The 16,738-nt window shown below is 41.1% G+C and carries 13 protein-coding genes; 3 read left to right on the top strand and 10 right to left on the bottom strand.

All coding sequences use genetic code 11. The annotated features are described in order from the left end of the window. Nucleotides 1-794: 794 nt before the first annotated feature. The 7 genes from L5M17_RS15970 to rfaH form a co-directional block, all read right to left on the bottom strand. Entirely contained in the window at nt 795-1,508 is a 714-nt protein-coding gene (locus L5M17_RS15970) for a glycosyltransferase family 2 protein (protein WP_263148476.1), read from the bottom strand. Further along, the gene (locus L5M17_RS15965; RefSeq protein WP_263148475.1) at nt 1,508-3,088 is read right to left on the bottom strand and encodes a capsular biosynthesis protein; all 1,581 of its coding nucleotides are present in this window, start codon (nt 3,086-3,088) and stop codon (nt 1,508-1,510) included. The genes L5M17_RS15970 and L5M17_RS15965 overlap by 1 nt, the downstream gene beginning before the upstream one ends. Further along, a complete protein-coding gene (locus L5M17_RS15960; protein WP_263148474.1) occupies nt 3,085-3,459 on the bottom strand; it encodes a capsular biosynthesis protein in 375 nt (124 codons plus the stop codon). The genes L5M17_RS15965 and L5M17_RS15960 overlap by 4 nt, the downstream gene beginning before the upstream one ends. A 187-nt stretch (nt 3,460-3,646) precedes the next feature. Then, nucleotides 3,647-4,609: a Wzz/FepE/Etk N-terminal domain-containing protein gene (locus L5M17_RS15955; RefSeq protein ID WP_263148473.1), complete on the bottom strand. Its 963-nt coding sequence runs from the start codon at nt 4,607-4,609 to the stop codon at nt 3,647-3,649. 232 nt (nt 4,610-4,841) lie between these two features. Further along, nucleotides 4,842-5,201 (bottom strand): four helix bundle protein, encoded by a 360-nt coding sequence (locus L5M17_RS15950; RefSeq protein ID WP_263148471.1) that lies wholly within the window; start codon nt 5,199-5,201, stop codon nt 4,842-4,844. Nucleotides 5,202-5,462: 261 nt separating this feature from the next. Beyond that, the gene (locus L5M17_RS15945; RefSeq protein ID WP_263148470.1) at nt 5,463-8,201 is read right to left on the bottom strand and encodes an SLBB domain-containing protein; all 2,739 of its coding nucleotides are present in this window, start codon (nt 8,199-8,201) and stop codon (nt 5,463-5,465) included. A gap of 776 nt (nt 8,202-8,977) precedes the next feature. Further along, a complete protein-coding gene (rfaH, locus tag L5M17_RS15940) occupies nt 8,978-9,484 on the bottom strand; it encodes a transcription/translation regulatory transformer protein RfaH (protein ID WP_263148469.1) in 507 nt (168 codons plus the stop codon). Between the two features lie 472 nt (nt 9,485-9,956). On the opposite strand from rfaH, the gene L5M17_RS15935 reads away from it, so the two are divergent. Next, the gene (locus tag L5M17_RS15935) at nt 9,957-11,462 is read left to right on the top strand and encodes a peptide MFS transporter (RefSeq protein WP_028761163.1); all 1,506 of its coding nucleotides are present in this window, start codon (nt 9,957-9,959) and stop codon (nt 11,460-11,462) included. Between the two features lie 106 nt (nt 11,463-11,568). Here L5M17_RS15935 and L5M17_RS15930 read toward each other — a convergent pair whose 3' ends face one another. After that, nucleotides 11,569-12,672: a response regulator gene (locus L5M17_RS15930; protein WP_263148468.1), complete on the bottom strand. Its 1,104-nt coding sequence runs from the start codon at nt 12,670-12,672 to the stop codon at nt 11,569-11,571. Between the two features lie 121 nt (nt 12,673-12,793). Continuing rightward, on the bottom strand, nt 12,794-13,579 hold the full coding sequence (locus L5M17_RS15925; RefSeq protein WP_028761165.1) for a VacJ family lipoprotein: 786 nt from the start codon (nt 13,577-13,579) through the stop codon (nt 12,794-12,796). A gap of 219 nt (nt 13,580-13,798) precedes the next feature. Between L5M17_RS15925 and L5M17_RS15920 the strand changes: the two genes are divergently transcribed. Both L5M17_RS15920 and L5M17_RS15915 read left to right on the top strand, forming a co-directional pair. Beyond that, nucleotides 13,799-15,706, top strand: coding sequence for a hypothetical protein (locus L5M17_RS15920; protein WP_263148466.1), 1,908 nt, complete (start codon nt 13,799-13,801; stop codon nt 15,704-15,706). A gap of 61 nt (nt 15,707-15,767) precedes the next feature. Continuing rightward, entirely contained in the window at nt 15,768-16,076 is a 309-nt protein-coding gene (locus tag L5M17_RS15915) for an EscU/YscU/HrcU family type III secretion system export apparatus switch protein (RefSeq protein WP_028761167.1), read from the top strand. 52 nt (nt 16,077-16,128) lie between these two features. On the opposite strand, the gene L5M17_RS15910 is transcribed toward L5M17_RS15915, so the two are convergent. Then, the gene (locus L5M17_RS15910) at nt 16,129-16,527 is read right to left on the bottom strand and encodes a DUF2802 domain-containing protein (protein WP_028761168.1); all 399 of its coding nucleotides are present in this window, start codon (nt 16,525-16,527) and stop codon (nt 16,129-16,131) included. Nucleotides 16,528-16,738: the final 211 nt, after the last annotated feature.

Genomic DNA, 16,738 nt, shown 5'->3' with positions numbered 1-16,738 from the left:
ACTTTACAATGTCTGCATCATTTCCACGGTGGTTTGATCTGCATCATCCGTGTGAAGAATTAATGAAATCTCGCTATGCAGACTTGCATAGTTTGCAGTAGGATTAACAAAGTACGCGCGAGGGGCCACTTTGGTGGCAGGTCATTCTCCTGATCGCCCTGATTGGATATTAGCTGGCTCAGGTTGGTTTTTCACCCAGCTACACTTTTGAAATTTGGCCATTCATGCTCCAAACCGCAAAAGTGCCCTTTCGTTCTCACTATAGCACAACAGTTTCATCACGATCGCATCTTCTAGCATAACTATCAATCTCTGAAAATTCCGGTAGCAATTGGGAGAGACGATAGAGATCATTTATTGCTCATTCCTGTTCGCCTTAATGACCTTTCACTAAAGCAAATAATAAGTATTTTATTAATTATCTGTTCGGCAATTTTCCGCTGACAGCTCATAGCATCTTATGCTATAAAACAGCCTTATATATTTTGAAATCCAACAGCTTGGTTATTTCAATGTTCTTATTAATTTTAACTTCTTCTTTTGATAGCCCAAGACTAAGGTTTTGTACTCTTGCAAATAGCAGTCATCGATTGAATAGCAGAGCGATCTTCTGATTTCATACGTCAGCACTCACCGTTTCCCCTCAATTGCAACGACCTATCCACTGGTTAGCTCATAACAATCTTTGGTCAAACTAATATGGCTATCTTTTGTATTACTATTGGACTGACCATACATATCTCACTAGCTATTGTGTCTAGCCCCATTTCCTCTGGAATAGTTCTAGAGAGCACCTATTTTCTAAACTGTTCGTATTCCTCGGGAACACCACAGAAAATCACTTCATTTTTATTAATTACATGACAGCGTATATCTGCACCACTTTTGATTAAGAAATTATACAAGGGAGCTACATATAACTCTCCTTTTTCCCATTCTAATTGCGGTTTTTCAAGCATTAACTCAAATGCTTTAGTGAAAAGTTCACGGCGGGAAAAATAATATAATCCTGTAGAGCATAGATTCGAGATTGGTCTCTTTTCAGCAGTCTCGATAACCCTGTCAGAGTTTAAATTTTCTGTCTTTGCAAAGGACCAATTATCTCCTTCTCCCATGAAAACTTCCAGATAACCGTCAGCATCAATTTGCTTAGGTTGAATAAAATTAGGACGGAAAGTATCAATATTGAAGATGGTAACAGCTCCTTGCCAATCAGAGCCATCTAAACCTAGCGCGACAGTCTCAGCCTGACCTCTAGTTTCTTGATCTAATACAACGATTTCAAATTTCTTGATACCTAAACACTCACAACGCTCACGCACAAAATCTAACGTACCGTAAACATCGCGAACAACAAACATAAAAGGCGTATTGTCAAAATATTTTTCGAAACTCAAAATAGAATGATCAAACAAGCTTTTTCCATGAGCTTCAAGCATGTATTTGGGTTTCGTATAACCAGCTTTAAAAAACCTAGAGCTCAATCCTGCCATGGGAATCAGAATCATTAGAATTCCTCTAATTTTGAAAATAGTCTTAGGGCGTTAGCCATCAATGCTTGTTGACGTTTAGGATTATCGGAATGAAGTGGAAGCATTGAAAGAAACAGATGAACTTGCATGGCTAATAAATTAGCCTTATTTAATCCATAGCGCTGTTCGATCAGTCGAGTGAAATAAGTTTCGATCGAGTCCATTCGACTAGATTTAGCTAGTGATATTTCAACATTATATGGCTGCCAAACTAATTTAAAGTACCCTGCAATAATTACATCATAACGTCCGATAACAGAATGACTTAATTTAGCAATGTCATATCGTATATCACCATAGGGACTGATTTCTCCCTCTGGTGTAATCCCTCTTGGATCAATTACTTTAACGCTACCTGTTCGAAAATCGAAAAGAATATTCGAGAAACATAAGTCTCCATGATACCATGTAGCTACAGTATTTGTATTGGGTAAATAATTATCAACTTTAGAAAGAATCTGACGTAGCCCAGGTAGAGTTTGCCCATTAAAAACCCAAGGAGTATCTAAATTTAATTCCGTTTGAATAGCATACTCTTGCAGGCGTTGTTCAGTTTTCACGCCAAATAAAGATGACATTTTTGCAACATTTATATCTCTAGGTGCCAAATACTCGATACAGGAATCAACAAAATCTAGGCAAGCTAAGAGTATCCTTCTCCAAACAAATGGCGGCAATTCACCAAAAGTGAATAACTCATTAAGTGCAGTCAGGTGTAAGTATTCGATTTGATAACCTACTGCATCATCTGCGTCTAAAACATCGAGTAACTGGGGAGTGAAACTTTTGATTTCAGGCGGCAGCTTTTTAAACCAATTCGCTTCAGCTTTCATTTTTTCTGATTTATAGCTCTTCTTTGTAACAGTTCGAGAAGTAATAATCATTTGATTGAATGCACGCTGAGTAGTCATTTTTGACTTGGAGCGATAATATGTATGTACATGACCGAAGTCCAACCATTGATCAATTTTTATCGGATTAAGCCCGACTCTCTGATGATATAAGTTAACAGCGTCAATAAATCCAAATCTAGATTCCGTCAGTGCTCGGCTCAATTCTCTTGGTTTAGAAAATGCAAAATACCCACTGGCAACCCACGTGCTGATATCTTCTTGATCAGGGTTAAAACTTCCAAGTAGTGTTGTCGATGCGTCTTGATATATAGCCCAATCATAAGCATCAGCGACCTCACTTAATGAAACCAGATCAAGGCCTTTAGGAAGTTGACTAAACAGAGTATCACCATGAAGTAGCTTCAATCCCTCTTCTTCTGGTAATGCCAGTAAGTTAATTGCATAGAGAACCGCCTCACCAAGTGACAACCCACTAGGCAATCGAAGAACTTCGACTCCTAAAGACTCTAAACGATTTTGATCATGGTGTTCAAGTTGATACTCTTCTGAGAGGGTAAGCACAACATCTTCATTCTTCGGCAAACTAGCAACTTGTTGTTCAAAAAGTCGCTTGTTACCAACAGGTAAAAAAGCCGGTGGAATTGGACCAAACTCAGATTGTAGCTCAGACTCTATCAGCGCTGATGACATAATAAGAATCACACTCGCTCCTCATCAATTAGTCGCTGAATTTCAGTCGGCGACAACTTTGCAAATTCAGAAGGTCGAATAGCGCGATCATCTATATAAAAACCTTCATGACCGCACCACGGTTTACCAACAATCACTTCATCAAAAGGTACATCGTGCAGCTCTAACCAAGCTGTGATTATAGGAAGCGTGTATAGGTTTATCTTACCAATGTTGCCTTCATAAGTGCGCATATTTCGTGCAGTAAAAATAGTTATGATATAACCTAGCTCTTTGTAATTACGTAATTGTCTAATCACGTCTATGTTTGGGCTAACATTTTTGTAATCCGACGTATCAGCTAATGTTACTGTGCCATCAAGGTCTACAACTAATCTTTTCATTTTTTGACTCTAAGTATAATTAGTCTCTAGCAGAACGCTCTGCAGAACATTGTTTTATCTCTGGGCTTGAGTGTCTTGAGACACTTCTTATTCATTTTGAGACTGGTCAATCTTAGGCCCCTTGTAACGCGTAGATTTTATTGTTCTTTAAATCAGTATTAATAGGCTTTTATCTTAAAAAGATGTTTCAATCTTCTTTTTTAACAAAATGTCTAATTAACACAAACATCACGCCTAGCATACCTCCAAGCATTGTGCCTAATACACAAATTAATGCGCGTTTAGGCTTTGCTTTTTCTTCTGGTACTAATGCTGGATCTATAGTCTTAAATACATATTCATCACGCACTTCAGCAAACATGATAGTTTTAGCTTGTTCTTCTACTAACTTATACAAAATGGTTCGAATATCTGCCACATTAGTTAAGGCAATTTGTTTATTTAAAAACTCACTGCTGCGATTCGCCTCAGCCACATCGCGGTCTTTCATCACTTTGTTAATATCTTGGATTAACCAAGCAACCCACTGCTGCGCAACAGCTGGTGATAAATGCTCAACTGAAATAGTAACCATGCCAGTTTCTTTGGCTTTATTAACGGCAATCATTTTGCTAAAGACTTTATAGGCCTCCTGCATTGAAGGCTCTGGTTTAAATGGCGCTTTAGCTTCACGTACCCAAGTACTGGTTTGTTCGTTGTAAAGTTCAGGATCATAAATTAACTTATCAGCGTCCCTGTCCCATTTTTCGACGGCCATTAAATCGGCGAGTATATTGTGCCGTTGAATAAAATCACTGGTAAATTGACGTGACTTTAATACCTCAATGGCTAATTCAGTTTTATCTGTACCGCCCTTAGCACCTAAATTTACCCCAGCTAAGCTGGCTAAGCCGCCAAACTGCGAGGCTAATCCACTTAAACCACCGCCTTGCTCTTCAGATGCAGGGGCTAATAAAGCTTCGGATTTATAGATATTGGGCTGTTTTATGGCAAAAATAACCGCACCAATCGCGAATACAGCTGTAATAGCAATAATCAACCATTTACCTTGCCAGATGACAGAGAATAATTCACGAAGATCAATTTCGTCGTCATGCACAGCCGACGAAAACTTTGCATCTTGTATATATTTGTTTATTTCATTAGACATTTAAAACTTATCTCGTTATGTAAGTTCTCGTAGACGGTTGACGGAACGCTCCGCTCGCAGATAACGGTAAAAGCAAAGCTAAGAACGTTGACAGTTGACGGAACGTTCGCAGTCTCACTCACGGAACGCTGCGCTTACGGATAACAGACAATGCTTTTACCGTAAGGGCGAAGCCCGTTCCGTTATCCGAGAGTCACGTAGTGACGTTCTGTAGCCGCAAAGCGGCGTGCGCTTATTTATTTTCTGAATTTCGACCTTTAATCGATTCGATTAACCCAGCTAGCATGGCGGATATCCTTTCAGTTTTCATTAGTAAATCATCAACATAATTTTGTTCTAAATAACCAATATCTTTACCAATCATTGCTTGCGTAATCAATTCCGCAAGCGAAGCTTTAGCAATATATAAAAACTGTATTTGCTCTTTAGCGCCATAACGTTCCATTCCCTCAGCAATATTTGACGGAACAGAAAGGCCGGACCGAGTAATTTGGTCTCTGAAGCCCCAATCTCGGAGGTCTTTTGTAGCTATATAAATAGAAGATGATAATTCGTAACTAAGTTGCCAGACTTCTAGCTTTTGAAACTTCATATCCATTCCTTGGAAAAATTTAAAACCGATCACGGTTGACGGAACCGGAAACGTTGACTGTTGACAGAACGCTTCGCTTACAGATAACGGTAAAAGCAAAGACGTTGACGGTTGACGGAACGTTCGCAGTCTCACTCACGGAACGCTGCGCTTACGGATAACAGACAATGCTTTTACCGTAAGGGCGAAGCCCGTTCCGTTATCCGAGAGTCACGTAGTGACGTTCTGTAGTCGCAACGCGGCGTTCCTAGCCCCTTAGTTCTACAGCCCTGCGATAACTGATACAGCTACGGCGGTGTTATAGATAATGCCCGTGATCTGTGTCCAGAGACTTAGGTTATCTTTATATTCCGTATCTAATGGCACAATAATGGTATCACCCGGTTGTAACTGGTCTTCACTAGTAAACCAACTCGAACGGCCAGGCATGAGTACAGAACCATTTGCTTGGATAACGTAAGTGCGGTCTTCATCAGCACGTTTACGCGCACCACCGGACATAGCTAAATATTGGTCTAAAGTTAAGCCATCTTTAAATCTGTGAGTTGCTGGGTGCTGAACCTCTCCCATCACTGCAATGGTTTGTTTAGTCGATGGAACATAAAGGATATCAGCATCTTCAAGCTGTATATTCGCTTGTTCAATCCCTAATGAAATTGCCGCTAAATCGACAACAAGGCGCCCTACCGCTTTGATATTTTCTAAATCGGCCAACATCAATTGCGCATCAGCATAATTGACCATAGTGCCATCCTGCGATACACCTCGTGTGGCTATATCTCGACGCAATTGATCGGCTAACTTTTTAATCTCTATTTGCTCTTGCTTACGAACAGATTCGCGCACAAATACAGCTGATGGCAAATAAGCATATTCAGTAAACCCACCCACACGAGCGATTAAATCATTTAGTGTTTCACCGCGGCGGATATTATAGCGTCCAGGGAATTTTACTTCGCCGCGGATTTCAACAACTTTAGATTCTTGCCAATCCGGAGTCGTCATCACTGTTAGCATGTCACGTCCAGTTAAACGGATATTGGCACTTTCGATTCCTTGCAAAGCTTGTGTTAAATCAAGATTATTATGCTTAATTCTCGAGCCATTGATATCGGTTGAGGTAGTGGTTAATTCAGCTCTAGCAGTATAAGCACCTTCTTTTAAACCACCTGCAGCGATCACTAAATCATTCACCCGAGCACCCACCGTCAGTGGATATACTCCTGGCTCTCTTACCTGCCCATCAATAGCAACAATTTGAATACCGGAGCCTGCTCGCCCTTGGCTATTTAATTTAACCATTACTGGGTAGAGTAACTCTTGACGGCCCATCTGATTACTGAGTTTAAGTAGTTCTGTATCGTCAAATAAATTAGCCAGCATTTTATTGACAACGCCTTTAACAACCTCAGCTTCTTCAGACTCTTTCTTATCTGTTAGTACTACACCAGCAAGATCGGTACGTTGCGATAACTTAGTTTTATCGAGTTGCACAAAGCCCGCTTTAAATAAATCTGAACCTAAAAGATTACTTGTATTTAAAGAAGTGACTTTTTCAATACGCTCTTTTACTAATTTATTTAGCTCATAGCGGTTCTGTATATCATCTGAAAAATTAAACAGAATGATTTTATCTCGCGCATTTAAGCTAAGGTCTTGGCCACTTTCTTTAGCACTAATTGCTTTCCCTGGTGAGAATTGATGCACTTCAATATCACCGTACTGATTCACTTCCCGGATCACGATTGCGTAATCGAGATCAGCAGAAGCCGCTAAATCTCCCCATAGAGAAGGTAATACGTCACTCACTTTTTGACCGGCAAACCATTGATATTTACCCGGACGAACAACAGCCCCGGCTATAGTGATGGCACTCTCGTATTGCTCCGACGCACTTTTTACACGAACAATGTCACCAGCTTTGGCCGGTGTATTTCGACCTTGCTCAGAAGTTAAGTCTACATTCACTATGCTTTTCAAAGATTTACTATTGTAACGCTCTATTGAACTGCTTTTAGGATATGCTCCTGTATTTAACCCTGCGGCCATTGCGATAACGTCAGCCATGCTCTCATTGTGTTTTAGCTCGTAAATGGCTGGGCGTCTTACTTCGCCAGTTACGCTTACAAGGCCGCCGATAGAAGGAATAAACACCACATCACCAGAATGGAGTCTTAAATCCCCCGAGGCATCACCTCGCATTAACAGGTCATAAAGATCTAAAGTACCAACTAGTTTGCCATTACGTTTCAGCTGTACATTACGTAATGAACCGATCTCGTTAACACCACCAGCGACAAACAGAGCCTGAGTGATAGTTGATAAACTTGAAACCGTATACGAACCAGGTTTATAGGCATCACCGGCCACAAAAATGCGTATCGAGCGCAACTCACCCATAGTGATGTTGGACTCAATACCTATCATTTGCTCACTAATACGCTGGGATAAAGAGTCTCTGAGCTCAGAGAAACTAAGCCCCATGACTGGTATTGGACCTAGCTCAGGGAACTGGATAACCCCCTCACGGTTAATGACGAGGTCATACTCTTTATTTTCTTTACCATAAAGCTGAACTTTAATGTTATCGCCTGGACCGACGAGATACTCTCCTGGAACAGGGACGTCTGACACAGGTGCAAATGTGCTTGGTTCACCAGCAAACATCTCATAACCGAAACGACGCAATTTTATTTTGCTGGGATCTTCAGAAAAATCTAACTCAGCTTTAGCCGCTTTTTTATCGGCATCAGACACACGAGGATTGGTGTCTCTTTCCCCTACGACTTCAGGATTTGTAACCTGAGTTTGGGCCTGAGAACCTGAAAGCATATTAGGATCAATACCGTATTGCTTAGCAAGCCTTGCCTGTTCAGATTTCGGTAATTGCTTGAACTGCTCAATCATTTGTGGAGATGGCGTAACGGCATGAACCTGAGCGCCCATCAATATTGTGGCGCTAAGGCCTACTATGATGAATTTTTTGATTTGTTGTAACACCAGATATCTCCGATTGGGTTAAAAATGATAAAAAGCAGAGTTGCTAGAAAAAAGAGCGTCGCTAGCTCCTTCTAGAGCCTAGGACGCTACGCGGCTAGAGCGCGCTACGCCCTGCTAGAAAAAGCAGAGCATCGCTGCGCTATAGCTAGAGTCTAGCGCGAAGCGACCTAGAGCCACGCAGTGGCGTTCTAGCAGACCGAAGGCCGTCCTTTCTTTGCTTTCAGACACACTACCGATCCGCGTGGCGGCCCGAGGCCTTCGGCGTCCGCTTAACGAATGAAACTATTCATTCGATGTCTTTCAGGCACGCTACCGCCCATAGATTGCGGCTTCTATATTGCCCTTCGCGATGCGAAAATTCATATTTTTCATTAACATAAAACAGTTTTACAAGAATAGTTAAGCTCTACACTCGTTCAGTTACAGAACGTAACTAAATCTAGTTACGTTAGTAAAACACCTTAACCATAGGATGCAAACACTTAAGGTAAGAGCTTATATTCTAACTATTCTAACTTTATGATTACAGAATCTTACTTCAAAGATTCACTACCCACAGAACACTTAGTGTTCAAACAGCCGTTTTTAAGGTCACAGCTTAACTGGTTACATTTTGAAAAATGTAATAACAAACCCTAAACAAAGCCAAAGAATTGATTTTTAAGTAAATATTAAACACCTTGTCACTTTGGTAAATATTTTATTAACTTCAAGAATAGCTAATATCTTACAGGATACTCAGCATTACTCCTACAAACAGGTTTGTACTTGTGCACTTAAACACAAATTCGTTCCACACTTTGCTCAGGTACAGTAACCGTCTTTATCTGCCCCATAATGTTAAAAAGAACATGGCAACGTTTGTTTGGGCATTTTTCTTGAAAAATGCCTTCTAGATCGACAAAGGGGCCATCTGTAAAACGAATTTTTTCCCCCGTTTTTAGCTCTAATGCTTCGTCTAATAATGTTTGGGAAGGCGTTAGTTCTTTCATGCGAATGGCATGGATAATTCTGTCGTCAATGGGCGTCATTTTCTCTTGACAATTAACGATTCGATTCACACCACGAGTAGAATGGACCTGCCTGACACTTGTCTGACTTGGGTCAAAATTGATGAATAAATAATTAGGAAAGAGTGGTACGCGACAGACTTGTTTGCGCCCGCGCTGAGATTTCTCTTCAGAAACCATAGGCAAATACGTCTCTAAATTTTGAAGTGCTAAGTTCTGTTGTGCTCTCGCTTCACTACGAGGTTTGCAATACAAAAGGTACCATGCCTTCATAAGCTAATCTCACTACCCTATAAATAAGTGACGTCCATTCACGGGTCGCAATCATAGCAAAGATGCTCAAGTCGGTGGAAGTAATTTTTCGACTATTCCAGTCTCTCGCTCGGTATGCATACAATGACACTCACATTAACTAATTCATAATTAAAATCACAACACTATACTGCTGATAATGTCACCACTTAGCTTACCAAAATTGACTTTGGTTGCTTTTAAGGGGTATATAAGGTGGGATTTTAGCGAAAATACTCATTTTACTGCTAAACACATTACTTTTATTATAAGAACGTAACAATAACCCATACGTAACTAGCGGTTATTCAACAATTAATGAATGCTATAGCGGGAATTAATGGTTGATTAAACCTGCAGGCGATATTGGGACGAGCAACAACCATTTTTCTGTGGTGACATCATCCTGTTTCAGGGGCCCACAGGCAATCACGAGCTTAAGGTGGAAGACTTCATGAGCGTAGCAAAACCACAAGGAACGATGCTTGGGCATCCCAAGGGATTGTTCCTGCTGTTTACAACAGAACTTTGGGAACGATTTAGTTATTATGCAATGCGTGCCATTTTGGTACTGTATTTAGTTGATCAGGTGGGTAAACAAGGCGGTGGCGGCTTAGGATTTAGCCAAGCTGACGCTTTATCCTTGTATGGTACTTTTACTGCGTTAGTGTATTTAACACCGCTGATTGGTGGTTGGTTAGCTGATAATTTTCTGGGTCAGCGCAAAGCCATTTATTTTGGTGGTGCGTTAATGGCGGCTGGCCAATTTATGCTAGCTGCGCCTCATGCTTGGTTTCCTGGTATTGAAACGACTATTTTTTATATCGGTCTAGGTACACTCATTCTGGGTAATGGTTTGTTTAAGCCGAACATTTCCACTATGGTCGGCGATCTCTACGAGGAAGGTGATCACCGTCGCGATGGTGCATTTACTATTTTCTATATGGGAATCAATTTAGGTGCGGCATTATCCGGCTTTATTGTTGCTTGGGCTTATACTAGCTTTGGCCACACTGAAATGGTTAATGGCCAAGAGGTTTTTGTTAATAACTGGCAGGCAGGTTTTTTCTGTGCTGGTATTGGTATGCTGCTGTCGCTGGTGATTCAATTTTTATTTGCTCAAAAACTGTTAGGTAATATTGGCACCGTGCCAGCGGCCAAGCTTGAACGTGAACGCCAAGCTAAGCTAGGCAATACCCGTAAAGAACCACTTACTAAAATTGAGCGTGATCGTCTCAAGGTGATTATGGTGCTGGGTTTGTTCACGATTATTTTCTGGGCGGGCTTTGAACAAGCGGGCGGGTTAATGAACTTATTTACCAATGAGTTTACAGACCGTTACATAGGTACTTGGGAAGTACCCACGACTTATTTCCAATCGCTAAACGCTATTTTTATTGTGTTATTTGCCCCTGTAATTGCTTCTATCTGGATCCGTTTAGGTAAAAATGAACCTAACTCGCCAGTGAAATTTGCCTTAGGTTTGTTCTTATTGGCGATTGGCTTCTTGTTCATGATTGGCGCTGTGGTTGAAATGGGTAGCGATCCTACTGCTAAATCAAGCATGTGGTGGTTAGTGGGTGCTTATTTCTTCCATACTATGGGTGAATTATGTTTGTCACCTATTGGCTTATCTATGGTGACTAAGCTTGCTCCACTGCGTATTGCCTCTTTGATGATGGGCGCTTGGTTCCTGTTTATTGCGATGGCGAACAAGGTTGCTGGGGTCGTAGGCTCTTTGATTGGTCACGGTGGTGGCAAAGAGGAACAACTTGCTAATGCTATGTCAATTTTTGCCGGTATCGCGATTACAGCGGCTCTGTCTGGCGTGATCCTGTATTTTATGGCTGACAAATTAGTCGATTGGATGCATGGCGCAGAAACCAAGCATCATACTGAAGCTGAAGCCTTAGAAAGCGAAATTGCAGTGACGGCTGAACATGAAGCGATAAAACGTTAATTATCTTTTTAACTGTTAAAACAAAACGCCTTACTCGCAAGAGTAAGGCGTTTTTGTTAAGTCAGCTACTCGGTTATATACTCAATTTCGTCAAAGCGTCTAAAAACTAAAGGCTTAACTGTAGAAAACCACCAGCAGGTAGCGTTGCATCATAGACTAAGCCCTTAAACTTGTTATCAAGTAAAGCTTGTTTATGCTCAGGCTCACTTGTCGCAATACACAACTGTTCTTGCGGTAAAATACTTCGGAACTGAATGCTCGGTTTACCCCAATCTAGCACACCAAGCTGCAGGCTATCAGACAGTGCTAACGGGCTTAATCCCTCGTCATTACGCAGATAACAACGCAGCCCCTTACCCGCCTGTGCAATAGCAGCACGGTACTTAGTTAGCTCAATGGCAACATAAATCATATCGGCTTTAATATCGAGACCAGATTTCACTAAACGCTCGTTCAAATAGCTCATCATGTTAAAGGGTTCAATAATGCTTTGACTCTGACCATTCCTAAAATCTTTAAGCTTCTGATTAACAAAACTTCTGAGCAGAACGCAGGCAAACGCAGCTCGATTATCCTCAGGGTACAAATGGGCCATGTACATGATCAGGTGATCGCTACCAACCATAGTTGAATCAATGAAATAACTGCTTATATCGCTATTTTTATAAAGGCTATAGTCAACCTTGGCTACCGGATAACTAATATTTGAAGCGGGAAAGAGTTGTTGCTGAACTTGTTTTGCCGCAGCAACACTTTGCTCAAGCAATGCTAGATTATCACTTAATTCTTGGTGGGATAGCGCGTCAAAATCTGAGGCTTGAGTATCATCAATGTAGGAACTATGAAGGCTTTGTTTAATGGCTTGTTCAATAATAAATAAATCAGATACTGGCTTAACGAGATAATCACTTGCGCCAATACGTAAGGCTTCAACGACGTCAGCCATGACATTATTACCCGAGATCACGATAGAAGGCACTAAAGGTGCTAACCTTGTCATTTCCTTAAGCATATCGAGCCCACCGAGCTTAGGCATACTCAAGTCTGCAAGAACAATATCGAAGCGCTGCGATTTAAAAACTGACAATCCTTGTTCACCATCACAGGCTTGTGTGACTTGCGCACCTCTGCTATCGAGAAAGCTTGCAACAATCTGTCTAAACACGGGGTCATCTTCAACTAAAAGAACCGCAACACCATTTAACGCCATAAAGGTTCCCGAATAAAGTTCATCGCATAGCCATTACTCAAGTGAATATGCCAATAACAAAATTTAACAAGGCGAGCATTTGATGACTAAAGACAAATGCTGTCAAGTACGGCCAATAGGATTACTCAAGCTCCTGCATATACTGATCGAGTAACTCATCATCATCTTGCTTTTGAGGGACATTACCATCATAGACTTTATAGTCCATGTGCTGTAAATATGCATCTTTGACAAAGGCATAGGGATCGAGTGCATTATCAACAAGTCGCTCTTGATCGATTGCTGATGCTCTAGAATGAAGGTTTTTAAGTCCCCATTTAACAATGGATTGCCACATTGTTAACTCAGACAATGGAAAGTATAGACCATCAACCCAATCAGACGCGAGTTCTCGCACAACATAAGGACCCGCAAATGGCGCCATGAAGTAAGGTCCATTAGGCACCCCATAATAACCCAGCACTTCATTAAACTCATCTTGCTTGCGGCTCATACCCATCATGTCAGCAACATCAATGACACCTAATAAGCCGACAGTAGAATTGATTGTAAAGCGTCCACCAGCATTAGCTGCCCAGCCCCACTTACCCTGCAGCACATTGTTTACTAAGCTGCTAGGTTCCTCTAAATTCTGCACAAAGTTATTGATACCTGTTTTAGCAGGCGTCGGAATATAATCGTTATAACCATGGGCTACAGGACGATATAAATATCTATCTAGGTAGAGATAGTTGAAGTCCCACATAGCTCGGTTAAAGCCTTCGAACGGATCGCGGGGATCATCATAGGTAATTTGTACCTTAGCAGGTGTTTCCTGCTGAATGGTATCTGATAGGGATACTTCAGCCGATTGCACTTTAGGCAACAGCATTAACCCCAAAGATAATCCCATCCATTTTAACTTCATATCGCTCTCTTAATATAAATGTACAGTTTAGACATCAAATTTTCGCTAAAGTGACAATACAAAAATGACGATATAAAGATAATTCGTCTTAGTGGCATACTATCCAGTATGACAGTTCCTTTGTCACAAGGCGCATAAGCATACTTGGCAAAAAAAATTGGTCAATTGTTAATTTTACTAAACGAATGTATCGCAGGATAAACTATATAAGGTCATTAAATGGAGTCGATTCCACTTGTCAGCAGTCAAAATTCGCAGTTACACACTGCGATGGCCCACACTGATGCCCTCAATGCTACTCCACGCCCCATTCCGGCTCAGGTGCAAACATCACCTGAGGGAGATAGTATTATTCTAAACGGTACAGAATATAATTTAAAGCTAGTTAATGCTCAACAGCGGCAAATATTGTTGACTGCTAATAGCTTTTTAGTCGCGCCCAATGCGCAAAACAGCTCAACTCCAACTACAATAGTGCAAAACTCAACTAGCCAACTGCTTGCGTTAGCTACACCTCTCGTACTGAAAATCCCTGAGGCAGTGATCAATCTGGCGCAACAAAATGGCATCTCTCAGACGCAGCTTTCTGCACTCGCGGCTCGCACACAGGGCTATCCATTACCCAACGTCACTATAGTTAACAAGGAGTTTCAATTTGCTAATGGTACCGTTGTAGCACAAGATCCAGGACCCCAGCTGAATCAAGGTGAATTCATCGCGAAAATAGCCTTTCAACAAGGGCGCCCTATTTTATTACTCACCCCAATACAGAGCAAACTCGAAATCATAATTGGGGCGCCAGTAAATGAAACTCAGGTTCCCACAAATAAACCATCTTCTGATCTTGTGATCGCGAAAATTGAACCAGCCCAGATCATTGCCTCCTTTCTAAAAAAACTCGAAAATATCAACTTTCTACCTGAGCCCACAAAACAAATTGTGACAGCCAAAGTCGATATAATGCAGCTTCAAAGTAAAGTAGATATTCCATCAGCGCCTACTGCGACTGGCTCACAGAATATCTCTAACGCGCAAGTCATAACGCCAACAACTAAAGACCTAGGTCAGATCAGCACCCAAAACTCAGCCCTTGAAAATCGGCTTGAGGGTCAATCACCGGCATCACAAATGGGTGAAAACGTAAATAGCAAAAACGGGTTACCTCAAGGCTCAAAAACGTCACAAGAAATCCTAAGTGTGAGTCCTACAGACATAAACAAACTTAAGAATATTTTAGGATCCAGTAGCCAAAAGAGTGAACAACAAGGCAATGATGCTAAGACTGATACTTCGATAAAAGTAGCTGATGTCTTACAAAAAGCGTTCAATAAAGCGGGGGCACTTCCTATTGAGCTATCTCGTTCTAATAGCAACTCGAATTTAGCATCTGAGTTATTGAAACTCCTACCGCATTTAGGGCTACCACCACTGAGCCAATTAAATGATATCGATGAGCTCAAAGCCAATATTCTCGGTCTAGCGAGTCTAAATCTTGCTACGCCTCAATCAAATCAAGCCTCTATGCTCATGAATGGGAGTGCAATTACCTCACTTTTTCAGCTGCTACTTGGCTTTAAAGCCAATAACAATTCGAATTCCGTGAGCAAAAAGCTTGCCGACTACCTTGAACAGTTACAAGCTAAAGTGGGCTTCTCCACTAAACTACTTGGGCAACTGAGCAAAGCAGGAGGCCTTGATAGCATGGGACTATTAGCCTCTAACCTGCATTTATACCAACAGGCAAGTAATGAGAGCGCAGGCAATTTAGTGTGGTTCTTCGCCCTGCCCTATGGTATTAACCAACGACAGGAGCAACTGGAAGGGAAATTTGAGCAAGAAGCCGATCCTGATGACCCAGATAAAAAAATAGGATGGCGTTTACAACTGAAGTTTAACCTAGCACAAGGACCTCTGCTGATTTCAGCCCAAAACCACAATCAACAATTAGATATCCAGTTCAAAGGCAATAGTCAGATACTACTTAATAAGGTTAATAACTTTTTAACGCCCTTAAGCCAAAAACTATCACAACTGGGTTTTACGCCTGGTGAACTATCAACTCAAATAGCGCAAGTACCAGCAACCTTATTACCTGGCGATCATTTCCTCGTAAAAACAAAAGCTTAGTGAGTGACAATGTTCCAACACTAATATTGAGTTCATTATACAAAACATTGGGAATAACGATATGAGCGAAGAGAGTGAACCTAAACAAGCTGTCGCACTGAGCTACGATGGTCGTAACGCTCCTAAAATAGTCGCGACTGGTGAAGGGCTTATCGCAGAGGAAATTATTGCCTTAGCTAAGGCTAACGGCGTTTATATCCATCAAGATCCCCATCTGAGCCATTTTTTGCAATTGCTAGAGTTAGGAGAGGAAATTCCCAAGGAGCTTTACCTGCTTATCGCCGAACTGATTGCATTTGTGTATATGCTCGACGGTAAATTTCCTGAGCAATGGAATAATATGCATAAAAAAATTGTCGAGAAGGCATAAAATAAAAAAGCTAATTCAGAAAATTAGCTTTTAGTGTTCAATTGGCTACCGATTACTTACGATGCAGACGGATCAACAGCTCGGCTTCAGCTTTAGGTAATTCGCATTCCTTAATCAATTCGTCGACACCAGCACCAAGCGCGACCATCTTCATTGCTCGAGTATAAAGTTTTGCCTGTGGATCCTGTTGAGTCGTCTCTTCAATACGTTCAGACTGTTGCAGTATGCGTTTTTCTAATTCAATAACACGACGGCCTACACCGATTGTGCCACTGCGTAATTCTTGCAATTCGCGTTTAAAAGACTCTCGCTGCCGATCGCCCTCTTTAACTAACACAGTCAATGCCTCAACTTTGCTTCTTAATTTACTCAATTGCTTTTGTAAAAAGAGTACTAACCCTAAGCATGCGATGACATAGACTAACGCTGCGATCAAAAATTCATCGCCCATCAAAAATCCTTATACTCACTCAAAACCATAGATTTGGAGCTGGCTTACAATTGAGTTATCTATTCCAAAGTGCTCACTTAACGTCACCAATATAATTGGCCATTGTTCAAGCTATGATAAAAAGACTTCGTCTACCCATAAATCGTAAATACTCAACATCATCGATTTATTCGCAAATAAACAAAATGGCTGAATGAATTCTAATCATTCA

Source organism: Shewanella sp. SW24, assembly GCF_025653395.1.
GTDB lineage: Bacteria > Pseudomonadota > Gammaproteobacteria > Enterobacterales > Shewanellaceae > Shewanella > Shewanella oncorhynchi.
Note: the sequence above shows the minus strand (reverse complement) of the source record. Positions and strands in the feature narration are given on the sequence as shown.